Here is an 18,903-nt window from a genome sequence, read left to right as displayed (position 1 = left end):
GTTAAGTACTAATTAAGTCGCTTATTGGTGGCATAAATTTCCATACAAACAAGATGAACAGTGCTTAATTCTTTTTCCGACCAAATCACTTAGTGTTTTCCACACTTCGAAGAGATCATTTTCAACATTACTGATTTCAATTTTCTCTTCAATAATTCTCTTCTCATCAAGGGCCAAAACTTTAAGATTTATAGTACTTGCCATATTTTCATTGATTAATTTCAGACCAAAAGCATAGGTTTTTAACTGGAAGAAATATGATCTCAGCTTATCCTCATCAATTAGACCTGACTTAAAATCCCATATCTCCACTACTTGATTATTTTGATAGACTAAAGCATCTATAATCCCAGTTATCATCTGGCCAAAGAAAGAAAACTTAATTTGATGCTCACTTAGAATCTTTTCATGGGCCGATTTTTGAATATATTCATTTACCCACTCCACAATCTCTTGTTCCTGAGGACTGTTAAATTTTAAGTCCTTGCCCTTAATTAAATTTTCAACAAGAAAATGCAGACGATTTCCACGGTCTACATCAGAAACACCGAATGCAGAAGGAGTTTCAATTTCATTCTCTTTTGTGAATTCTTTAAAGTCTTCATCTAATTTCAATACTTGGTTTAAGTAAAACTTTCGTGAGCACAAGGCCAGTTCAGATAACTTTGTAACTGATAATTCTGATATTAGTCCTAGCTTTGTAGTTGATTCAACATTTTTAATTCCAAGTGCATCCATGAAATAAATTGGTGGACGATTTGACGAGCTAACTTCATATGCAACTGAAAAGTCATCACATTCTACTTCGTTTAGACGATGAGTCCGAAGAGGTACAATCCAGCTATTATCTGAATGCTTTACTTCCTTCCCATTTACACTGATATCAAAATACTCAATATTTTCAACGGCCCGAGTACAGGCAACATAGAATAGTCGTTTTGATTCTGAAAACTCTTTTTGCTTTTTGATTAGTTTTTCTAGAATTAAATTAGGAGACGAGTTTAACTTCTTTGTATGTATATCAGCTCCCCAAGACAAGGCCCCAGGAAGTGAACCAAACTTTGATGTATCAACAACAGTACGTCCATTAGTATGAATACCACCTAATATAATTGTATCAAATTCAAGACCCTTTGAAGCGTGAGTCGTCATAATTCTTACATTCGCATTAGATAGATATGAAAAGCTTGCACTATAAGAGTCTTTTTCAAGAGACTTCAAGATTTTATAAATTTGATCAATATCTCCTTTAGCGCCACCTATAATTCCATTTATCTTTTCTGAATTATTCTTATATGTAGAACTCGATAGTCCTAGGTCAAATACAAAAGACCAAAATGCATACTCCACATTACTATTCTTGTACGTACCCTTCATCTTAACGAGATCTTCAATTGTAAACTCTCGATACTCGTCGTAGTAATGTCGACATACTCCATTAATTATAAAATTATAATAACGAGCAATGGCCTGCAACCTCTTTGAATCCGCCCCCTCTTTATCTGCTTCAATCAAGAAATTAATAAAAGCCTTAAAGATAATTACCAACGGATCTTCACCATATGGAATTTTAACCTGAGCAACAAACGGTATTTTCTTACTCATCAAATTTGAAATCAATTGCTTTGACGGGGCCAGAGTACGATAAAGAATACAAATTTGTTCTTGTGGATTTTCCTTGAACTTCTTTTCAATTAATTCAGCAATTGAGCTGGCTTCAATATCGTCATACACAGTAGAGGTAAGTCTTCCTTCGACCTCCATTTCAAGATCAACAATATGCCCTTTGACACTACCTAGAGCGGACTCTTTCACATCGGCTGGAAAGTTTTGATAATCGACCTTTACACTATATTGATCGTGCCCTTGGTATTTTTCACCCAAACCAAAGATAGTATCAAAGAATTGGTTATTAAATTTAACAACTGCTTCTTCTGATCGATAGTTATTAGACATATAGAGATTTTGAGGAATCAGTTTTTCTGTTTGATTAAAGACGGCAATCTCACCTCCACGAAAACCGTAGATGGCCTGCTTCCTGTCACCAACACACATAAGCTTTTTAAAATTATCACCTATTGCATGACGTATTATTTGGAATTGTCCTGGTGAAGTATCTTGATACTCATCAACAATAATATAATCAAAATTTTCCTGACAGAGCCTTCTTGACTCTTCTGACTCCTCTAAAGATTTCAAAGTTAAATATTCGATATCTGAGAAGTCCATACCGGGGTAATTATAATAATGTTCCTGAATATAATTAAATAGTTCTTTATATAAGCTTAACCACTCACGATATATATTTTCATTAGCAAAAAATTGATCGAAGTTCTCACCTTCTTTTTCAACAAACTTTAGTAATTTATTTGCATCTTCAATTAACTCACCAACTTCAAGTGGTATCCCCTTCGATTTACGTGGCTTATTTGCCTTATAGACTTCGCAAAACTTTTTAATATTTTCCCAATCATACTTATTAGAAGAAAAGAATGACTCGCTTGCATTTAAATGCTTCCACCATGCTTTTTTTGCGTGTTCTTCTGAATAGGTATCACTCGAGTAATGACATTTAAAAATATCGGAACATCCCAAAAGACCTAAAATATTCTCAAAGTATTCTTCTTCATTAAATTCAACATGATCAACATCAAGTGTTTGCCACTCATATCGTAACTCAGGACTAGCAAATACAAATTGCATCGAACTAGTAAGTGCATCAATATTTTTTAGAAATATTTCTATTTTTGGATTATTAAGATTTCGATTAAACCACTGCTTTGTAAGCTCTTCTATTTTTACATTTATTTTAAAGCGATCGACGATATCAAGATTAGCAGGTGCACCAAAGATATAGCCTCTCTTAATTAGTTTTAAACAGAAGCTATGGATCGTTGAAATACCTAAGGATTCGAGGGCCTCATCGATTATCTTCTTCTTATTTTTATCCTCAACATCGTTAAAGCGATCAAACATACGAGATTGAAGCTCTCCAGCGGCTTCTTTTGTGAATGTCATAACGACTATTTTAGAAAGATAAGCTTTCAAGTATTGACCAATATCAGGAACCTGTTGTTCTTCCAAAGCCGTATACTTTTCCTCTATTAAATAAGCCAAGTGTTCGATAATTACTCGTGTTTTCCCTGATCCTGCACCAGCGTTTAGAAGAACACCACCATCATGCTTTACTGCTTTTTCTTGTTCTGCATTTAATTGAATGGCCATTATTGCATCTCTCCTTTTGCACAGACAGGATTAGCGACACAGAAAGTACATGTTTGATTACTCATTGGTCTTGCAGGCCAAGTCTCTACCGAGCCCATTTCTTTAATAATTTCTTTCATGTGATCCTGGAATTCATCAAGATCAACTTCTTCGATCTGTTTAGACTTTGAATGAAACTCTCCAAAGAAAACTTCATCCCCAATAAAGAATGAGTCCTTCAAGTTTTCAAGACAGAGATATCCGCCACCTTTTAATGAATGTTCACGTGACCATGCTCTATAATATGCTATAAGCTGAATTTTTCGATAATCAACGATATCTGTTTTATTAGGTATTGAACCTCCAGATGTCTTAAAGTCATAAACATAAAAGTCATTTCCTTTTTTAATTAGAAGATCAATGAAACCTTTATACTCTTCATTAACTTTTGAAATATCTCTTTCAAAAATTAATTCGACATCTTTGTCTTTCTTTATTTCTAACAACTTTATAATAATAGACGAACAATATGATTCAATCGCAAGCCTTAAACTTTCAATATCAATTCTTTCTGGGAGTAGCGAGTTCTCAACAATAAAACGATTCAATGTGTTTTTAATTAACTCTCTCAATATAGATTCACTAAAGCTTTCATGCTTTTCAACATACGCTTCAATTACACTGTGATTAATTGTCCCAATATATCTTCTATCAATGAACGCCGAAGATGAAACATCAAGATCAACCCCTTGTGCATATTTCAAGTGCCACTTCTTTGGACAATCAATATAAGTTTGAATAAATGAAGGTGACAACTTCTCACCTACACTCGCTTTTTGCTGGGCCCTCTTTTCAAAGCTCAGTCTCTTACTTACTTCTAAATTATAATCGTTAAGATTTACTCCATCAAAAAGAGACTCTGCTATAGAGTTACCGTGGAGCAAACCTTCCTCAAGAATGAGCTTTCCACCACTTTGAATAAATTGTCTTATCAATGATCTCAAACTTGCAATATCTAAGGCCTTACTTTGAAGAGGACCAAAAGCACTAAAGATAACTAAGACATCATTTGAGAATCTTTGTGCTGTTGTTAAAGCTCCTAAGTCATCCTTTGAAATATAAAGATATTTATTTTCACAATCTTCTAAACTTAAAAGATTATCTCTTATTCCAATCGTTCCCGTGTCATCTTTAGTTAAATTAACAACAGATGTTCTTGGAAGATTTAGCCCTAATACTTCTTTAATTAACTTTAGATCTGAGCTTCTGAGTTCTTCGTTAATCGTCGCTTTTTCTGAGTAAGCCTTAATTTCATTTTTAAAAGACAGGATTGTTTTCAATTTAATAAAATTATCTTCATTGAAATTTAGAAGACTTAATTTAGTTAAAAACTTTTGAATATCATCACAACTTAAAACTCCACCATTGAGATTTAGTTGTTCTTGGATTTTTGAAGTAATTTGATCAACGCTACTAAAAAATAATGCAAAATCAGTTTTAAACCTTTTTTCAGGTATCAGTAACGAATTGACTTGAGATAGATCTAAGCTGTTTGAAAAACTAATTAATTGTTTGTCCTGCCTTATCAATTCACTAAAATACTCTGCACTTCGTCCAGATGGAATTGAAATATATTCGCAATCAATATTTTCAAACTCAATTTCCTCTTTCAACTGTTGCGTCTCTATCCAATTTGGCCAAAAGACTTTACCATCACATTGGTTGAAGACCTCCTTACTAATTGGAACATAGACCTCTGCTTTATTCCCCATCCCTTTCAGCATATCTATTTGATTTGCATTAAGGTGATCAAATCCAATAAAGATATACCCGATATTCTCTTCGGCCCTAAATTGCTCACTTACTAATTGATACGATTTTTGTTCATCTACTATATTGAAATTTTCAACATATGTATGAAATCTCATCAGCCCAGCAATACACTCCTTCTCCAGGGTCTCTAACTGACCTAATTCTTCAATAAGATTTTGACTTAGATCATAAGAGCGTACTTCAGTGAAGAGTTCGAAACTAAAATGAAATTTTTCGTAGTCATCATTTACAGCAGACTTCCAAAAAGTCCATAGGTCTACCATTAATTCAGATTTTGATAATTTTGTTTGAGATTCACTAAGTTCTAGGTGATCTGATAAGAATTTTGCAATTGTTATGGTTTCACAAGTGGAAGCGAGTCCGCGACGAATAAGAATATCTCGGTAGAGATCGGCCCTTTGTGGTGAAGGACAGATAATTTGCCAATTTTTAATGTTCTCATTGCTGGCCAGCAATTCATCGAATTGATTCTCGTATAAGTAGAGATTTAACACGTAACGTTACCTTTTTTTAAGCTTCCTAATGACACTTTACTCGAAAAACGATATATAAAGCGCATACAAGGAGAATTTTACTGTGATTAAAGAAAGTCGTCTATTCAACTTCATTAATAAAGAAAAAACATTTGCAATCTCTTTCTTAGAGGGGCAGAAGGTTATTCACGATCTTGCACTAATTCACGGTGTCAACCAGCAAGGCTTTGCATTTTTAAGAGATATTACTCTTTCAATTCTTCCAATGATCAACTTTCTTAAGCCACAGGAAAATATGGGGATCTTTTTAGATTCACAAGAACCATATTTTAGATTCAAACTTGAAATGAATCAGGCAGGCTTCTTTAGAACTCTAATTCTTCCAGAAGAGTTACCAGAGATGCCAAAAAAGATCTCAGGACACCTTAGAACTGCTAAGCAATTTCCTCATTCTAAATCTCCTTATACAAGTATCATTGAAGTTAAAAATAAAAATGTAAATGGAATCATTAATGACTTTTTTAAAAGATCATATCAAATGAATTCAGCAATTATTCTTAGTGAGGATAGTGACCAAGTTGCACTGATAACAAAACTTCCAGAAGTAAATGTCGATAAGGAAGAAGTTATTGAGTCTGTCAGCCTCGATCAATTTCTTGCTGAAAACAAAGAGTCTTTAGATACAATATTCAAAGAAGCACTTAATGAAGAAGGTCCAATTCAAGAGAAGTTTGAATCACTAGGTTATGATTACCTTACTTCAACTGAGATTAAATTTAAGTGCAGCTGTTCTCGTGATCGTATGGTAACAGGAGTGGCCAGTGTTGTAAGATCAAGTGGCTTTGACGATGTTTTCCACGAAGACCTATCGGTAGAAACAAAATGTGACTACTGTAAAACTGCATACCTTATTACAAAAGAAGAAGTTACAAACTTACTTAATCTACAATAGAGCTTAAAACGGTAATGTCGTTTCTTCTGAACGCCAGAAGAAGCGGCGATTTAAGTCAGACTCTAAATATAGTCCACAAAAATTTTCTGCCAAAGCGCCATCTGCCCAAACAGGGGCCATTAACTGTGACTTTTTATTTGTAGCGATAGGAATACTTCTCCATTTTTTATTAATTCTTTTCCAATCAATGGCCTTTGGAGAAGCCGAACTAACGACAATTAAATAATCGTTTGTTTTACTAATTCTCTTTCTTACTTGGATAAGAAAGTTATTTAGATTAGACATATAAGAGGTAAACCCTTTCACATCCTGCTTATTCAAAATATTAAGTAATTCGTAATCAACAATATTAATGAAGCGACGATTCGAATCATTCATCGCAGTTAGGACATGATTAAATAAATCTGTTGTTGTAGAGAAGCACTTATCTCTTTTGCACGATTTATCGTAGTAAGTACTGCCTTTTTGATATTCTTTCTTTTGTTGAAAGTGAAAAGTTTCTTTATCACTTGCAACTTTTTCTTTGGCCCCTGAGACGAATAGTCGAGTATTTTTGTAGAAATTTGTATTACATTTATCAATTTCTTTAAATTTTGGAGTTTTGCCACGATAAATAACCGAAGAACTATAGCCAGATCCATTTAAAACATCCCAAATTGCTCTTCTCTGATATTTTTCACAACTATTACTTGGAAGTGAATATCCATTTAGCTGTGTTAGAAGCTGGTCGTCGATGTCTGGAGTTACTGTCATCATATTATAAGACCACATCTTTCCAAAACAAGAATACTTTTCAAGCTCTGTTTGAGCATTGAAATTTAAGTTCTTAAAGTGCAAGTAGCCCATGTGCTCTTCACTCAGGCCAGGTATCTGAATAAAAACTAAATTTGAGGGATAGTTATTGAAAGAATGATTTTTTAAATTAATGGTTTTTACTCTTGAACAAGAAAAAAATAAGCCGAAGAGTATTAATAATATTAAGTTTTTTTTATTGTACAACATAATTTCTGACTCTTTAAATAAGGATACTTATGGTATATTACCATATATATAAGATTGAAATTATTAAAAATGTTATTCACCTACAAAAAGTAAGCGAGGGAAGAAATGAATCAAACTCTTGATGCTGCTACGCGAGAAATATTTTGGAATATTCCATACTCGTTTAAGGTTGTCATGTACATCCTATTTTTTGCAGCGGTCTTTGTTATGTTCAAAGGGCTTTATGAAAAAGCCAAATTTATTACAGGTAAGAAAGGATTCGATGCTGTAAAAGGCTTAAAAGATCTTTTCCCTGAAAAGTTAAACTGGAGTTCGTTTTTCAAAACGATGCTTCTAACAGGAAAAGTGCCTCGTTTCTTAAATGTTGCAATCTTCCACGGCCTTATTTTCTGGGGATTTGTAATTCTCTGGATTGCTACTGACCTAGTTGCAATTCATGCCGATACTCCTTTTAAAATCTATAAAGGTAATGTTTACATCGTAATCTCATTCCTCGCTGATATTGCAGGTCTAATGGTTCTTACCGGAATCGCTCTTGCATACAAAAGAAGATATATTGATAAGCCTGACTACTTAAAAGCCACTAAGCCAAAGCAAGAATTATTTATGTACAGTATGCTAATTGCTCTTGTCGTTCTTGGTTACTTAATTGAAGGTGTAAGAATCATGGGAACAGGTATGCCTGTTGGTGAAGCAACATGGTCTCCTGTTGGATGGTTCCTTGCTACATTATTCCAAGGCATTCCACTTTCAGAGAAAGCTTGGGCATATACTTATCGTGGAATGTGGATGGTCCACATGGCAAATACAATGCTATTTGTTGCTGCTTGTGGAACAACTAAATTTTCTCATATTTTTGTTCTACCATTTGCTGCCCTTGTTACACCAAAAAGACGCGGGGCCCTTCTTGATCCAATGGACTTTGAAGATGAAACAGCAGAAACATTTGGTTTAGGTAAACTTTCTGAGTTAACAATTAAAAACAAGCTTGATCTTCTAGCATGTGTTGAATGTGGGCGTTGTACACAAGTATGTCCGGCCAATATCGCAGAAAGACCACTAGATCCAAAAACAATTATCACAAAAGCACGTGATCTTGCTTTTGATACAGCAGCTAAAGGTGAAACTGATGCTGATTTCTGGGAAAACTCGACTTACTCAGCAATCGAGCTAGACTCTTGTACAACTTGTGGTGCCTGTATGGAAGAATGTCCTGCAAATATCGAGCACGTTGACATCATCATGGGTGCAAAGAGATATAAGACTCTTACACTTGGTGAAGTTCCAGCAGATGCTGCGACAGCTGTTCAAAAGGTTCAAATCAATGGAAACCCTTGGGGAATCTCACAAGATGATCGCTTTAAGTGGGCAGATGGACTTGATGTTCCTGTAATCGAAGCTGGAAAGAAAGTTGATTATTTATACTATGTTGGTTGTGCTGGTTCATACGATGCATCTAACCAAAAAGTAGTTCAAGATACTGTTAAACTCCTAAAGAAGGCAGGCGTAGACTTTGCTGTAATGGGGAAAACTGAAAAGTGTAATGGTGACCCAATCAGAAGAATTGGTGATGAATACTCTTTCTTTGAAATCGCAATTGAGAATATTGCCAATATGAATCAATATGACTTTGATAAGGTTGTAACTCACTGCCCTCACTGTCTTCATACTATTGGTAAAGAATACGCGAAATTTGATGATGGTGACTTCGATACAGTTCACCACACAGAACTTCTCGCAGACCTTCTACGCTCAGGAAAACTAAAGCCAGAGAAAAAAGTAGAAGAAAATCTTACTTTCCATGATCCTTGCTACCTTGGTCGCCATCACGGTGAATACAACGCACCAAGACAAATCCTTGAAGCAACAGGTGTTGAAATCAAGGAAATGGATAAGACTAAAGACACTGCTCTATGCTGCGGAATGGGTGGTGGAAACATGTGGTACGAAGTTGAGGAAGGAAATGATCCTGCCGTTAACAGACTTGCCCATGTTGGAGAGAAGAAAGTTGAGAAATTAGCTACGGCCTGCTCTTTCTGTATGATAAACTTTAAGGGTGGAATTAGCGAAAAGACAGGTACAGAAAACCTTGAGATTGAGGACGTTGCCTCAATTCTTGCAAAAACTATCGATTAAATTAATTATACTAGGCTCAGTACTAACTGGGCCTAGTCTATATGCTCAATCAAATACACCTCAAAAAACAAAAGCCAAATTAACATTACCAGAGAAAGGACTCCTTGAATCATTTGAGGAAAAGCTAAATCTATATCGTCAGGACATAGGTCAAAAAATTTTAAATCCTTCTAATGAAGAGAAAATAAGACAAATTTTTAAAGATGAAGAAAGAATTGAATTATCAACACGCCAAATAAATACAATTCTTCTTTATTCACCAGACTATTACAAAGAATTGTATCGTATAAACAATTGTTCAATCTATACTCTATTAAAAAACCGACTTATCAACATTAACGGAACTCCCCTATTAAACGTGGAAGCTACGGTAACAGAAGGAGAGAAAAAGACAAAGGCAATTGTCCCGATTGATTCTTTCTTATCTCACTATTATAAAAGCAACTGTCGACTTTCTTTTAAACAAAGTCGTGTATTTGAAAAAGGACTCCTAGCAGATACTTTCAAAAAAATCACACCAAAGTTTCCAACTTCCAAAGGACAATGCTTAGATCAATATAATAATTTAAGTGCAAATATAAATGTCGATCACATTTGTAGTGCCCCTTATACAATTGATCTTGCCTCTAAACTTAGTCAAAATTTAACAGAAAATGATCTTTCAATTAGAGAAAGAAGTTATATAAACTCACTTAGAAGACAAGCAAAGACTTATACTGAAGAAATTAAGGAAAAAGATCTTCTATACTTTAGAAACTTCTGTTCTAACCTAAATCGAAAAGAAAAATTCTGTAATAATTATGCTCAGCAAGACTTTTGGGCATTAATTAGAAATAAACAAAGATCAAGAGATTATATTAAGCAAAGATGTCAGAACATCTTTAAGAAAGAAGACTTAAAAGATGTTGAATATATAAAATGCATAAAGCTATTAAGACAAAGACCTGAAGTATGTGAAACGAAAGGACCTAGAGAAGGAAGTGTTCTCTATCCGATGCCAGACTGTCTAAAAGTCTCTGAGACATTAATGGTTTCGAGATTAAAAAATAATTTTAATGATTGTCCAAAGTTCATAGGAAATCTTGCCATTGTAAATGGAGCAAGAGTGATAAAGCACTTTGCAACAAATGATATAAAAAGCAATGACTGTGTATTTCCAAGCTATGAAAAGATTTATGGGCTCTATCTTGAGTCAGATGAAGAAGATAAGTGGCCTCTAAAGATTTGTTATACTTCGATAAGTAAGGAAAAAAAATGTCTTCCTTATATTCCAGGTAACTCAAAAGAAAATTACAATGCTTTAAATATGGTTGTAGCTAATATGCTCTATCAAACCAAAACTGTATCAAATAGAATCAAGTGCCAGGAAGTTTCCAAAAAAGAATACAATCCTCTTCGCTTAAAATATAAAGCTGGATGTTGGATTGTTCCTGAAGAAGTAGCATGTCGTACTGTATCTTGTAAGTACAAAATCATGTTAGACAATAGAGCGATTAAAGAAATTTGGAGTGAAGGACAATTAACCTTTGATTATTTTAAAACAAAGTATAATTCAACTGATTCCTCAATTCATGATCGAATGATCAATCTTCTAAGACTAAAGGAACAGGAGATTAACTCTCTTTCTTCTCTTAAGTTCTTTTTAGATAAAAAGAAAAACGGAATAATTCACGGAATGGGCTGTGGTGAAGATCTTTACCCATCACATTACCAAAGCACTAAACTTGGAATCTGTACTCCTATGCCATTTATAATCGATGGCCATAAAGAGATTAACAACAATACCTACTTGAGTTTCAGAGGGGCAATTGACGATGTGAACTCCCCAAGACTTATGCTCTGGGCAAACGTCTTCACTGCATTATCACGTTATTCAACCCTATCACCTTTAAAAGCATGGGAGTTTTATGGCATTTACTAAAGCTCTTTTACTTATCTTGATACTATCGAATAGCTTAGTTATGGCCAGGACTAAACTCCTTGAGTTTTCAACAAGACAAAACGTTCATAACTTAAAGCTCGACAGCCTTACAGGTGTTACATTTTATCTAAAGGGTAAGAACACTTTAGCTTATTCAGCAAAGAATAGAGCAAATGTTGTCATAGAAAAGAAGTCTAATAGCGAGTTTGATGTAATTAAAGTTAATGATGATCTTTATATTATCAGTGTGAAAGAGAATCATTTTAAGAATTTTAGTTTCTTTCAAGATTCTGAGATATATTTTTATAATATAAAGTCCAACGAACTTAATTTTATCTCTAAAGGCTCATATCCTAAATTCCATAAAAAAAGTGGCTATATTTCATTTACGAAAGAAGACAAAGATAAGCTCTTCATAGAAGTTATCAATACAAGAAACTATTTGGATCGCTTCCAGATCCCACTTAAAACAAGGGATCTTCTCTATCGTCCACAAACGGTTATTTTCGATGATAGTCTCATCTACTTCACTGATAGAAACAAAGACTTTTACGAATATGTTTCAATCTATAACAACAGATCCAAAAAGCAGTTTTTATTACATGAGTTTGATACGACAAATTCTAAACTTAGTCTAACAAGTGATAATGAAAAAATTTATATTCTTGAGACTGCCATATCAAATAAGTCATATGTACAACTCTCAAGCCTTGAGAAAGGCTCAATCGACTATACTAAAAAGACACCACTCTTTAATACAACATACGGTCCAGCTTATAATCTTCAACATAATAGTGGTGAATTAAACTTCATTTTGACTTTGAAGAGTAAAAATTCAAATCTAATTAATCAAAGAGAGCTCGTCTCTTTTGATCTTAAAGAAAAGAAACTATTTAAAAGAACAGACCTAAATTATGTGTCGACATATACGATTCAAAATGAAAAAGTTCTTATTCCTTATAAAGATAAAATCTATCTACTAACAAATAAAGAAGGGAAATATTCAATAAACGAGGAGATTAAATCACAATTATGAAATTAATTATTTCGTTTCTATTTACTCTTTCAATCCTAGCATCTGCACCTAGCGAGAAGGAAATCAAATTTGCTTCTAATGTAAGTCCATATCTTAAAGACCTTATCTTAGAATTATATTTAAATAGTAAAATCACACAAGAAGAGGTCGTCATACTGGGAGAAAACCTTTTGGCCCCTATTGATAATGATTTTATTGAGCTTTCTATCATGGATACTGTTTTAAAAACAAAGACGACAAAAGAATACAAACATATAGATATTTCTCAAGGCCTTTTTAATGAACTGGAAAAAGAAGTGCTTAAGTTAAATCAAGAGATGTATTTTTCTAAAAGAATTGCAAAGAAAATTCTAAAAGACTTGGGGGAGCTACTAACTAACCAAACTCTTCGAGAATATAATGCTTATATAAAAAGTACTGATAGAAATAAAAAAGCTTCAAAAGAGCTTTCCCAATTCATGAATCGCATAAGCTATCTTCAGTTTTGGATTCAGACACTAAGGAAACCAGCTGCAACAAGAAAGCAAACATTACTTGATACAAACTTAGAAGTTTTTAATGTTGTTAACAGAAACCTTCAAGTAGCATCACGAACTGGTAATCAAAATACTAAAGGCCAGTATATTTCAATTAATGACATTGATCTTATTAAGGCACGCCGTGCAGTTGATAAACTCTTTTTTGACACAACTCCCCAGAAAGATCCTGACTATCAAGCACCTGAAGAACTCCCAGATCCCGTGGATTCTTGGTAGATCCCATCAATATATTTTTTGAAATTTCAATAGTTTACCCATCTATTTTTAAAAGAAAAAATGTGTATCATATGATATATAATTTCAAATAGTTAAATCGATAAAAGGAAGAAAGTTGTGACAAAATCATTCGAAGATTTACCGAAGACTTATAGCTCAAATGATGTTGAGAAAAAGTGGTATAAAAAGTGGGAAGGTGAAAAGTACTTCGCTCCAAAGGCCGGAAAGACAGGTGAGTCTTTTTGCGTCATCATGCCACCTCCAAATGTCACAGGTATTCTTCACGCAGGTCACGCTCTTGATATAACAACTCAAGATGCCCTTATTCGTTTTAAAAGAATGAAAGGATATGAAACTCTGTTCCTTCCTGGTATGGATCACGCAGGTATTGCAACTCAATCAAAAGTTGAAGAGCTAATTTGGAATGAAGAGAAGAAAACAAAGCACGACTATTCTCGAGAAGACTTCTTAAAGAAAATTTGGGAATGGAAAGAGCAATATGGTGGCGTTATTGCAAACCAACAAAAAGTAATGGGTGCAAGTTGTGATTGGGATTACTCAATGTTCACAATGGACCCTGAGGCAAATGATGCTGTAAGACGTGCATTTGTGACTCTTTATAACGAAGGCCTTATCTATCAATCAGATTATATTGTTAACTGGGATCCAAAACTACAATCAGCTATTTCTGATGCAGAAGTGGATCACAAAGAAGTTAATGGTGCCTTCTATCATATTCTATATTCTGTAAAAGATAGTGATATTAAGCTAGAAATTGCAACGACACGACCAGAAACTCTTCTTGGAGATACAGCTGTTGCCGTTAATCCAAATGATGAAAGGTTCGCTCACTTAATTGGTAAGAAAGCAATTGTTCCTCTATGTAATAGAGAGGTTCCAATCGTTGGTGATGAGCATGTTGATATTGAAAAAGGAACTGGTTGCCTTAAGGTTACACCAGGTCATGACTTTAATGACTTTGATATTGGAAAACGACATAATCTTGAAATAATCAATATTCTTAATCTAGACGGAACTCTTAATGAGCACGGACTAGAGTGGCAAGGCCTACCTTGTAAGAAAGCTCGTAAAGGCGTAGTTGAAAAGTTAAAAGAACTAGAGTTATTTGTTAAAGAAGAAAAGCACGTACATCAAGTTGGTCATGGAGAAAGATCAGGCGTTGTTATTGAGCCAATGATTTCAAAGCAATGGTTTGTTGATGTAAATTCTATGGCCAAAGAAGCTGTAGAAAGAGTTGAAGATGATACAACTCGATTCTATCCTAAAGGGTGGGAGAACACTTATTTTGCTTGGCTTCGTGAACCAAAGAATTGGTGTGTTTCACGCCAGCTTTTATGGGGACACCGAATTCCAGTATTTACTTGCAACTCTTGTGAGCACCAATGGGCAGACGAAGAACTTGAACCAAGCTCTTGTCCAAAGTGTAGTACAAAAGATTATACACAAGATCCTGATGTACTAGATACATGGTTCTCTTCAGGGCTATGGCCAATGACGACACTTGGCTGGCCAAATAAAGAAAGAATGGAACAAAGAGGATTCGATAAGTTCTATCCTACTTCAGTACTTATTACAGGTTTTGATATCATTTTCTTCTGGGTAGCTAGAATGATGATGATGGGAACAAAATTCTCTAACAAGGTTCCTTTTGATAAAGTTTATATCCATGCAATCGTTCGAGATAAACTTGGTCGCAAGATGAGTAAATCTCTTGGTAATGGAATTGATCCGATTGAAATGGTTGAGCAATATGGTGCAGACGCATTTCGTTTTACACTAGCAGCAGGCTCTGGTTACAATCGTGCCATTAATCTTGATCCAGAAAGAATCGCAGGATACAGAAACTTCATTAATAAGATATGGAATGCTTTCCGTTTCATCTCACCATTCTTAGATCTTGCAAATAAAGAACTTCCTGCAAAGCTTGATGATCAAGAGAAATGGATACTATCAGAACTTAATGATGCAACGAAAGTTGTCAATGAATCACTCGATGCTTTCCGCTACGACGATGCATGTTCTGAAGTATATTCATTTGTATATGATAAATTCTGTTCTTGGTTTATTGAACTTTCTAAAAACACTCTTAACGGAGATGATCAAGAAGCAAAAACTCAAAGAGCAACTGTTCTAAAGTACTGCTTTAGAAAGATCACTGCCCTTCTTCACCCAATCACTCCTTTCATCACTGAAGAGCTTTGGGGATACTTAAAAGAAGAAAACGAAGATCTATTAATCTCAGCCGATTACCCAGAATACGATACATCTCTTAACTACCCAAGTGAACAAGTTAAGATGAATAAGTTTATTGAAGTTGTCTCAAGTATTCGCTTCCTAAGACAATCAGTAAATATTAAACCTAAAGATGAGGTTGAAGTTGTCCTTTTAACAGATGATGAAGAAGCATCTTCTTACTTTGCAGACAATATGGCAGGCTTACAAGATCTCGCTCGTGCAAAAGATGTAGAGATTGCAGCCAAATCTACTGAGAACCCGAAAAAGTGTATTATGAAAGCAACAACTCACACGGATATCTTCTTAAAGCTTGATGGTGTAATTGATCTAGATGCTCAAATCAAACGTCTTGAAAAAGATTATGATAAGACAAAGAAAGAGCTAGATAAAATTGGCAAGAAATTAAATAACGAAAAGTTTATGGCAAATGCACCTGATGAAGTCGTTACAGAAGTTAGAGAAAAAGCCGCAAGCTTTGAAGAAAAAATAAAATCGCTAGAAGAACAAATCGAACAATTCAAATCATAAAAAAAGGCCTCTTTAAAGAGGCCTTTTTTTATATTTCAAAGTAAAAATACTCTTCTTGGTAAACTTCCCCGTTGAACTCAAATGGAGACTCTTTCAACAACTTAGCACCGTTATTGATAAAAAAACCTTTTGAAGGATTCTCTTTAAATGTACAAAGATAAAAGCAATCATAACCACGGTTTTTAAAATCTTTCACAACTGCTTCAAATAACTGTTTACCCATTCCTGACTTTTGATATTTTTTTAAAATATAAAAATCATAAATTTCACCAGGGATACCATGCTCATGCTCTCTCGCTGGTCCATAATCGATAAATCCAGCAACATCACCATCAGGGCCATGAAAGACAAGTGTCCCCCCCTCTGTTGGGCGTCTTGGAATTTTTCTTTCCCAAGCTTGTTGAACGTCGGAGTATTTAAGTGAGTAGAGATATTCTTTTGAAAGAATGCCTTTGTAATTTTCCCAAAAGCAATCAACATAAATGCGGGCCAGTGATTTGATATCATCAACCTCGACAGGAAGGATTTCAAATGGTGCAAATGTATGATCTTTTGCGGCCGCCATAGGTTTATTTTATCAACTTTCCCACTGGCCCGCAACGTTGGGCCTTTGTGCTTAAGGAACGAGCCTAAGTGACTGATAATTTAAGATATAATCTTCTAAATCAGGAAAAGCTTTCAATGAGATCGTCTCACTTATACCGTATGAAAGAAGAGAGCTTCCGCTAAAATTAAGTCGACCAATTGACTCAGGCATGTACTTCCACTGTGGTAGTTCATCATCTTCGTCACAAATAAGAAATGCTAACTGACCTCGGTTTCGAGACATTTGAGCGATGGCCAGATTATCAGTTATAACTCCATCAAACTCATCGATTCGACAGGCTAAAACATTTGAAGACTCACTAAAAAGGCTTATTGCTCCATGAACTTTAACGGCATCATAGATATCCACGCTTTGTGGGGATATGTAACCATGTAGTTTTATCGTAGGTAAACATTCTGCGATAAAATTAATTTTTTCAATGAATGCTACATCCATTTTATGTGGAAAAGAGATAAATATATTTCTTATATTTTGATGAGTGAAAGAATTATCGATTGCAGGGTTATTAAAGTCACCTTCGACAGCATTTAAACTGCTAACTTTTTTTTCATCAAGAAATTCTCCTGAGAACTCAGGAAGTGAGACCTGATAGAAAAAGCTCTTTGGGCCACCTTGTAATCCTATTTTTATATTTGCTCTAAAGGCCAAACCTAAGAATGCAGAATACATATCGCTAATAAAGTCGATATAGTAATCAGTATTAAAAATATCGTGAAGATTTGCAGCAAATTTATGTGCAGCAAACATTGATTCTGTTTCCTTTTTAGATATTGGATAGGCCCAACAACGAGAAGGTAACCAAAAGTCTTCTAATTCAAGCCCATCATTGTAAACGATGGCCACTTGATTATCTTCATTCTCATTCAATATCGCTTGTACTACAGGTAAAACAGAGGCGAACTCTGTTGCATCTCCTGTAACCCTAAGAAGAAACTTCTTCATTACTTGCCTGCTTATTTATTCTTAACTCACAAAAGATAACAGTAAAAAAGACAACTGCCAGAGGTAAGAAAAATAGATTTAAAAGAGGGATCGAAATAAGAAACATAAAACAAACTCCACCAAGTAAATAAGGGAGAAAGCCTTTTCTTACATCTCTAATGCATTCTGAGACTCTAAGCTCATGTCTTGCCCATGAGTAGTCGATAAAAGAAATTGCTAAGATTAATCCACCTAAAATAAAAGTAACTGGTGGGAAAACAAATCCAAACGCGATGTTTATCACTGATAAAATAACAATGACTCCTACTTTCTTTACTTCGTTTAAAAGAATGCTAGGTAATCTTTTAAATGTAGCAACAAGAGTGTCTGACTCTTTTTTTTGAAGATTATATATAACTTCAACTCTTGCACTTAACATGTCATTAAATGGAGAGGCGATAAAAGAGATAACAAGGAAAAAAGTCCAATTAATAATAACGCCTAATAAGACAATCAACACACCAGAAAAGACAGTACTCACCCATCCTTGATCTGGATACTTTTCATTAATATAACCATGACCCCATGTTGAGACTTCATTAAATGCGTATTGTCCTAAAAAGTAATAGAGAGCAAAGCCAATTATTACCGGACATAATGCAATAAGAATCATCTTCTTATCTGATTTTAAAATATTCATTGAGCGAAAAAAGAAATATGGAATTTTACTTACCATTTTTTATACACCTTGTTTTAATGGAAATTTAAAAGACTTTAACTCTTTAAAGTCTGTAAGCTTTGGAGAATGTGGAATCTTCTTTACTATTCTCTTAAGCCTTTGCCAGTCTAAATATTTATCCATTATATCTGACTCCACGTGATTTTTTTCGATGAAGTCAATTTTACCTTTTGCTTTATTAACCATCCCACTTGCTCCATTAAGGTTGTCATCCTCATGGTGATAGAGTGACGTAGCTAGTTGAATAACTACCCAATAAACATAACGAGCATTATCTCCCATTGCATCCATCCATAGATCTTCAATAACTTCATGGCACATCCAATAGTGCCCAGTGTTATATAATTCTAAACCTTCTTGAATAAGCTCTAGATGTTCAGGGGTAAATTGTCCAAAGTGATATTTCGTCATAAATGATAGTCTAAATCATCCTAATCCTAAGTACATGATGCACCGGTCAAAACTATTCAATTAGCACTAAAGAAGTTAGAATCACTCAGGTTAATATCAATTTAAATTACTTAGAAGAATAGGGAGCAA

General features: G+C 34.4%; 13 protein-coding genes. 6 read left to right on the top strand and 7 right to left on the bottom strand.

All coding sequences use genetic code 11. From position 1 onward, the window contains the following. Positions 1-21: 21 nt before the first annotated feature. Positions 22-3,225, bottom strand: a complete 3,204-nt coding sequence (locus BALOs_RS01400) for a UvrD-helicase domain-containing protein (protein ID WP_120404095.1) — start codon at positions 3,223-3,225, stop codon at positions 22-24. Next, positions 3,225-5,531, bottom strand: a complete 2,307-nt coding sequence (locus tag BALOs_RS01395; protein ID WP_120404094.1) for a PD-(D/E)XK nuclease family protein — start codon at positions 5,529-5,531, stop codon at positions 3,225-3,227. The genes BALOs_RS01400 and BALOs_RS01395 overlap by 1 nt, the downstream gene beginning before the upstream one ends. 82 nt (positions 5,532-5,613) lie before the next feature. Here BALOs_RS01395 and BALOs_RS01390 point away from each other — a divergent pair, with 82 nt between their 5' ends. After that, positions 5,614-6,462: an Hsp33 family molecular chaperone HslO gene (locus BALOs_RS01390; protein ID WP_115362207.1), complete on the top strand. Its 849-nt coding sequence runs from the start codon at positions 5,614-5,616 to the stop codon at positions 6,460-6,462. A gap of 3 nt (positions 6,463-6,465) precedes the next feature. Here BALOs_RS01390 and BALOs_RS01385 read toward each other — a convergent pair whose 3' ends face one another. Further along, positions 6,466-7,308 (bottom strand): hypothetical protein, encoded by an 843-nt coding sequence (locus BALOs_RS01385; protein WP_115362209.1) that lies wholly within the window; start codon positions 7,306-7,308, stop codon positions 6,466-6,468. Between the two features lie 261 nt (positions 7,309-7,569). Here BALOs_RS01385 and BALOs_RS01380 point away from each other — a divergent pair, with 261 nt between their 5' ends. The 5 genes from BALOs_RS01380 to BALOs_RS01360 all read left to right on the top strand — a co-directional run bounded on the left by BALOs_RS01380 (position 7,570) and on the right by BALOs_RS01360 (position 16,096). Continuing rightward, entirely contained in the window at positions 7,570-9,600 is a 2,031-nt protein-coding gene (locus tag BALOs_RS01380; RefSeq protein WP_115362211.1) for a heterodisulfide reductase-related iron-sulfur binding cluster, read from the top strand. Further along, entirely contained in the window at positions 9,581-11,521 is a 1,941-nt protein-coding gene (locus BALOs_RS01375) for a hypothetical protein (protein WP_120404093.1), read from the top strand. Before BALOs_RS01380 ends, BALOs_RS01375 begins: the two co-directional genes overlap by 20 nt. Next, positions 11,508-12,557 (top strand): hypothetical protein, encoded by a 1,050-nt coding sequence (locus tag BALOs_RS01370; protein WP_115362215.1) that lies wholly within the window; start codon positions 11,508-11,510, stop codon positions 12,555-12,557. Before BALOs_RS01375 ends, BALOs_RS01370 begins: the two co-directional genes overlap by 14 nt. After that, positions 12,554-13,312 carry a hypothetical protein gene (locus tag BALOs_RS01365; protein WP_115362217.1) on the top strand — a complete coding sequence of 253 codons (759 nt, stop codon included), beginning with the start codon at positions 12,554-12,556 and terminating at the stop codon, positions 13,310-13,312. The genes BALOs_RS01370 and BALOs_RS01365 overlap by 4 nt, the downstream gene beginning before the upstream one ends. A gap of 117 nt (positions 13,313-13,429) precedes the next feature. After that, a complete protein-coding gene (locus tag BALOs_RS01360) occupies positions 13,430-16,096 on the top strand; it encodes a valine--tRNA ligase (RefSeq protein ID WP_162929488.1) in 2,667 nt (888 codons plus the stop codon). A gap of 28 nt (positions 16,097-16,124) precedes the next feature. Here the strand turns inward: BALOs_RS01360 and BALOs_RS01355 are convergent, their stop codons facing one another. The 4 genes from BALOs_RS01355 to BALOs_RS01340 are packed head-to-tail and all read right to left on the bottom strand — an operon-like array spanning position 16,125 to position 18,774. Continuing rightward, positions 16,125-16,661 (bottom strand): GNAT family N-acetyltransferase, encoded by a 537-nt coding sequence (locus BALOs_RS01355; RefSeq protein WP_115362221.1) that lies wholly within the window; start codon positions 16,659-16,661, stop codon positions 16,125-16,127. A 51-nt stretch (positions 16,662-16,712) separates the two neighbouring features. Further along, on the bottom strand, positions 16,713-17,645 hold the full coding sequence (locus BALOs_RS01350) for a hypothetical protein (RefSeq protein ID WP_120404091.1): 933 nt from the start codon (positions 17,643-17,645) through the stop codon (positions 16,713-16,715). After that, complete coding sequence (locus BALOs_RS01345) at positions 17,626-18,360, bottom strand: EI24 domain-containing protein (protein ID WP_115362226.1); 735 nt, start codon at positions 18,358-18,360, stop codon at positions 17,626-17,628. The genes BALOs_RS01350 and BALOs_RS01345 overlap by 20 nt, the downstream gene beginning before the upstream one ends. Positions 18,361-18,363: 3 nt before the next feature. Continuing rightward, complete coding sequence (locus BALOs_RS01340) at positions 18,364-18,774, bottom strand: DUF309 domain-containing protein (RefSeq protein ID WP_120404090.1); 411 nt, start codon at positions 18,772-18,774, stop codon at positions 18,364-18,366. Between the last annotated feature and the right edge of the window lie 129 nt (positions 18,775-18,903).

Source organism: Halobacteriovorax sp. BALOs_7, assembly GCF_003612895.1.
Lineage (GTDB): Bacteria > Bdellovibrionota > Bacteriovoracia > Bacteriovoracales > Bacteriovoracaceae > Halobacteriovorax_A > Halobacteriovorax_A vibrionivorans.
The sequence above is the reverse complement of the archived record's forward strand: the minus strand, read 5'-3'. Positions and strand labels throughout refer to the sequence as shown.

Bases quoted from the DNA above. Each gene is read 5' to 3' on its own strand.
- BALOs_RS01380 (WP_115362211.1), top strand. From the start codon at position 7,570: ATGAATCAAACTCTTGATGCTGCTACGCGAGAAATATTTTGGAATATT.
- BALOs_RS01350 (WP_120404091.1), bottom strand. From the start codon at position 17,645: ATGAAGAAGTTTCTTCTTAGGGTTACAGGAGATGCAACAGAGTTCGCC.
- BALOs_RS01365 (WP_115362217.1), top strand. From the start codon at position 12,554: ATGAAATTAATTATTTCGTTTCTATTTACTCTTTCAATCCTAGCATCT.
- BALOs_RS01370 (WP_115362215.1), top strand. From the start codon at position 11,508: ATGGCATTTACTAAAGCTCTTTTACTTATCTTGATACTATCGAATAGC.
- BALOs_RS01355 (WP_115362221.1), bottom strand. From the start codon at position 16,661: ATGGCGGCCGCAAAAGATCATACATTTGCACCATTTGAAATCCTTCCT.
- BALOs_RS01340 (WP_120404090.1), bottom strand. From the start codon at position 18,774: ATGACGAAATATCACTTTGGACAATTTACCCCTGAACATCTAGAGCTT.
- BALOs_RS01400 (WP_120404095.1), bottom strand. From the start codon at position 3,225: ATGGCCATTCAATTAAATGCAGAACAAGAAAAAGCAGTAAAGCATGAT.
- BALOs_RS01385 (WP_115362209.1), bottom strand. From the start codon at position 7,308: ATGGGCTACTTGCACTTTAAGAACTTAAATTTCAATGCTCAAACAGAG.
- BALOs_RS01345 (WP_115362226.1), bottom strand. From the start codon at position 18,360: ATGGTAAGTAAAATTCCATATTTCTTTTTTCGCTCAATGAATATTTTA.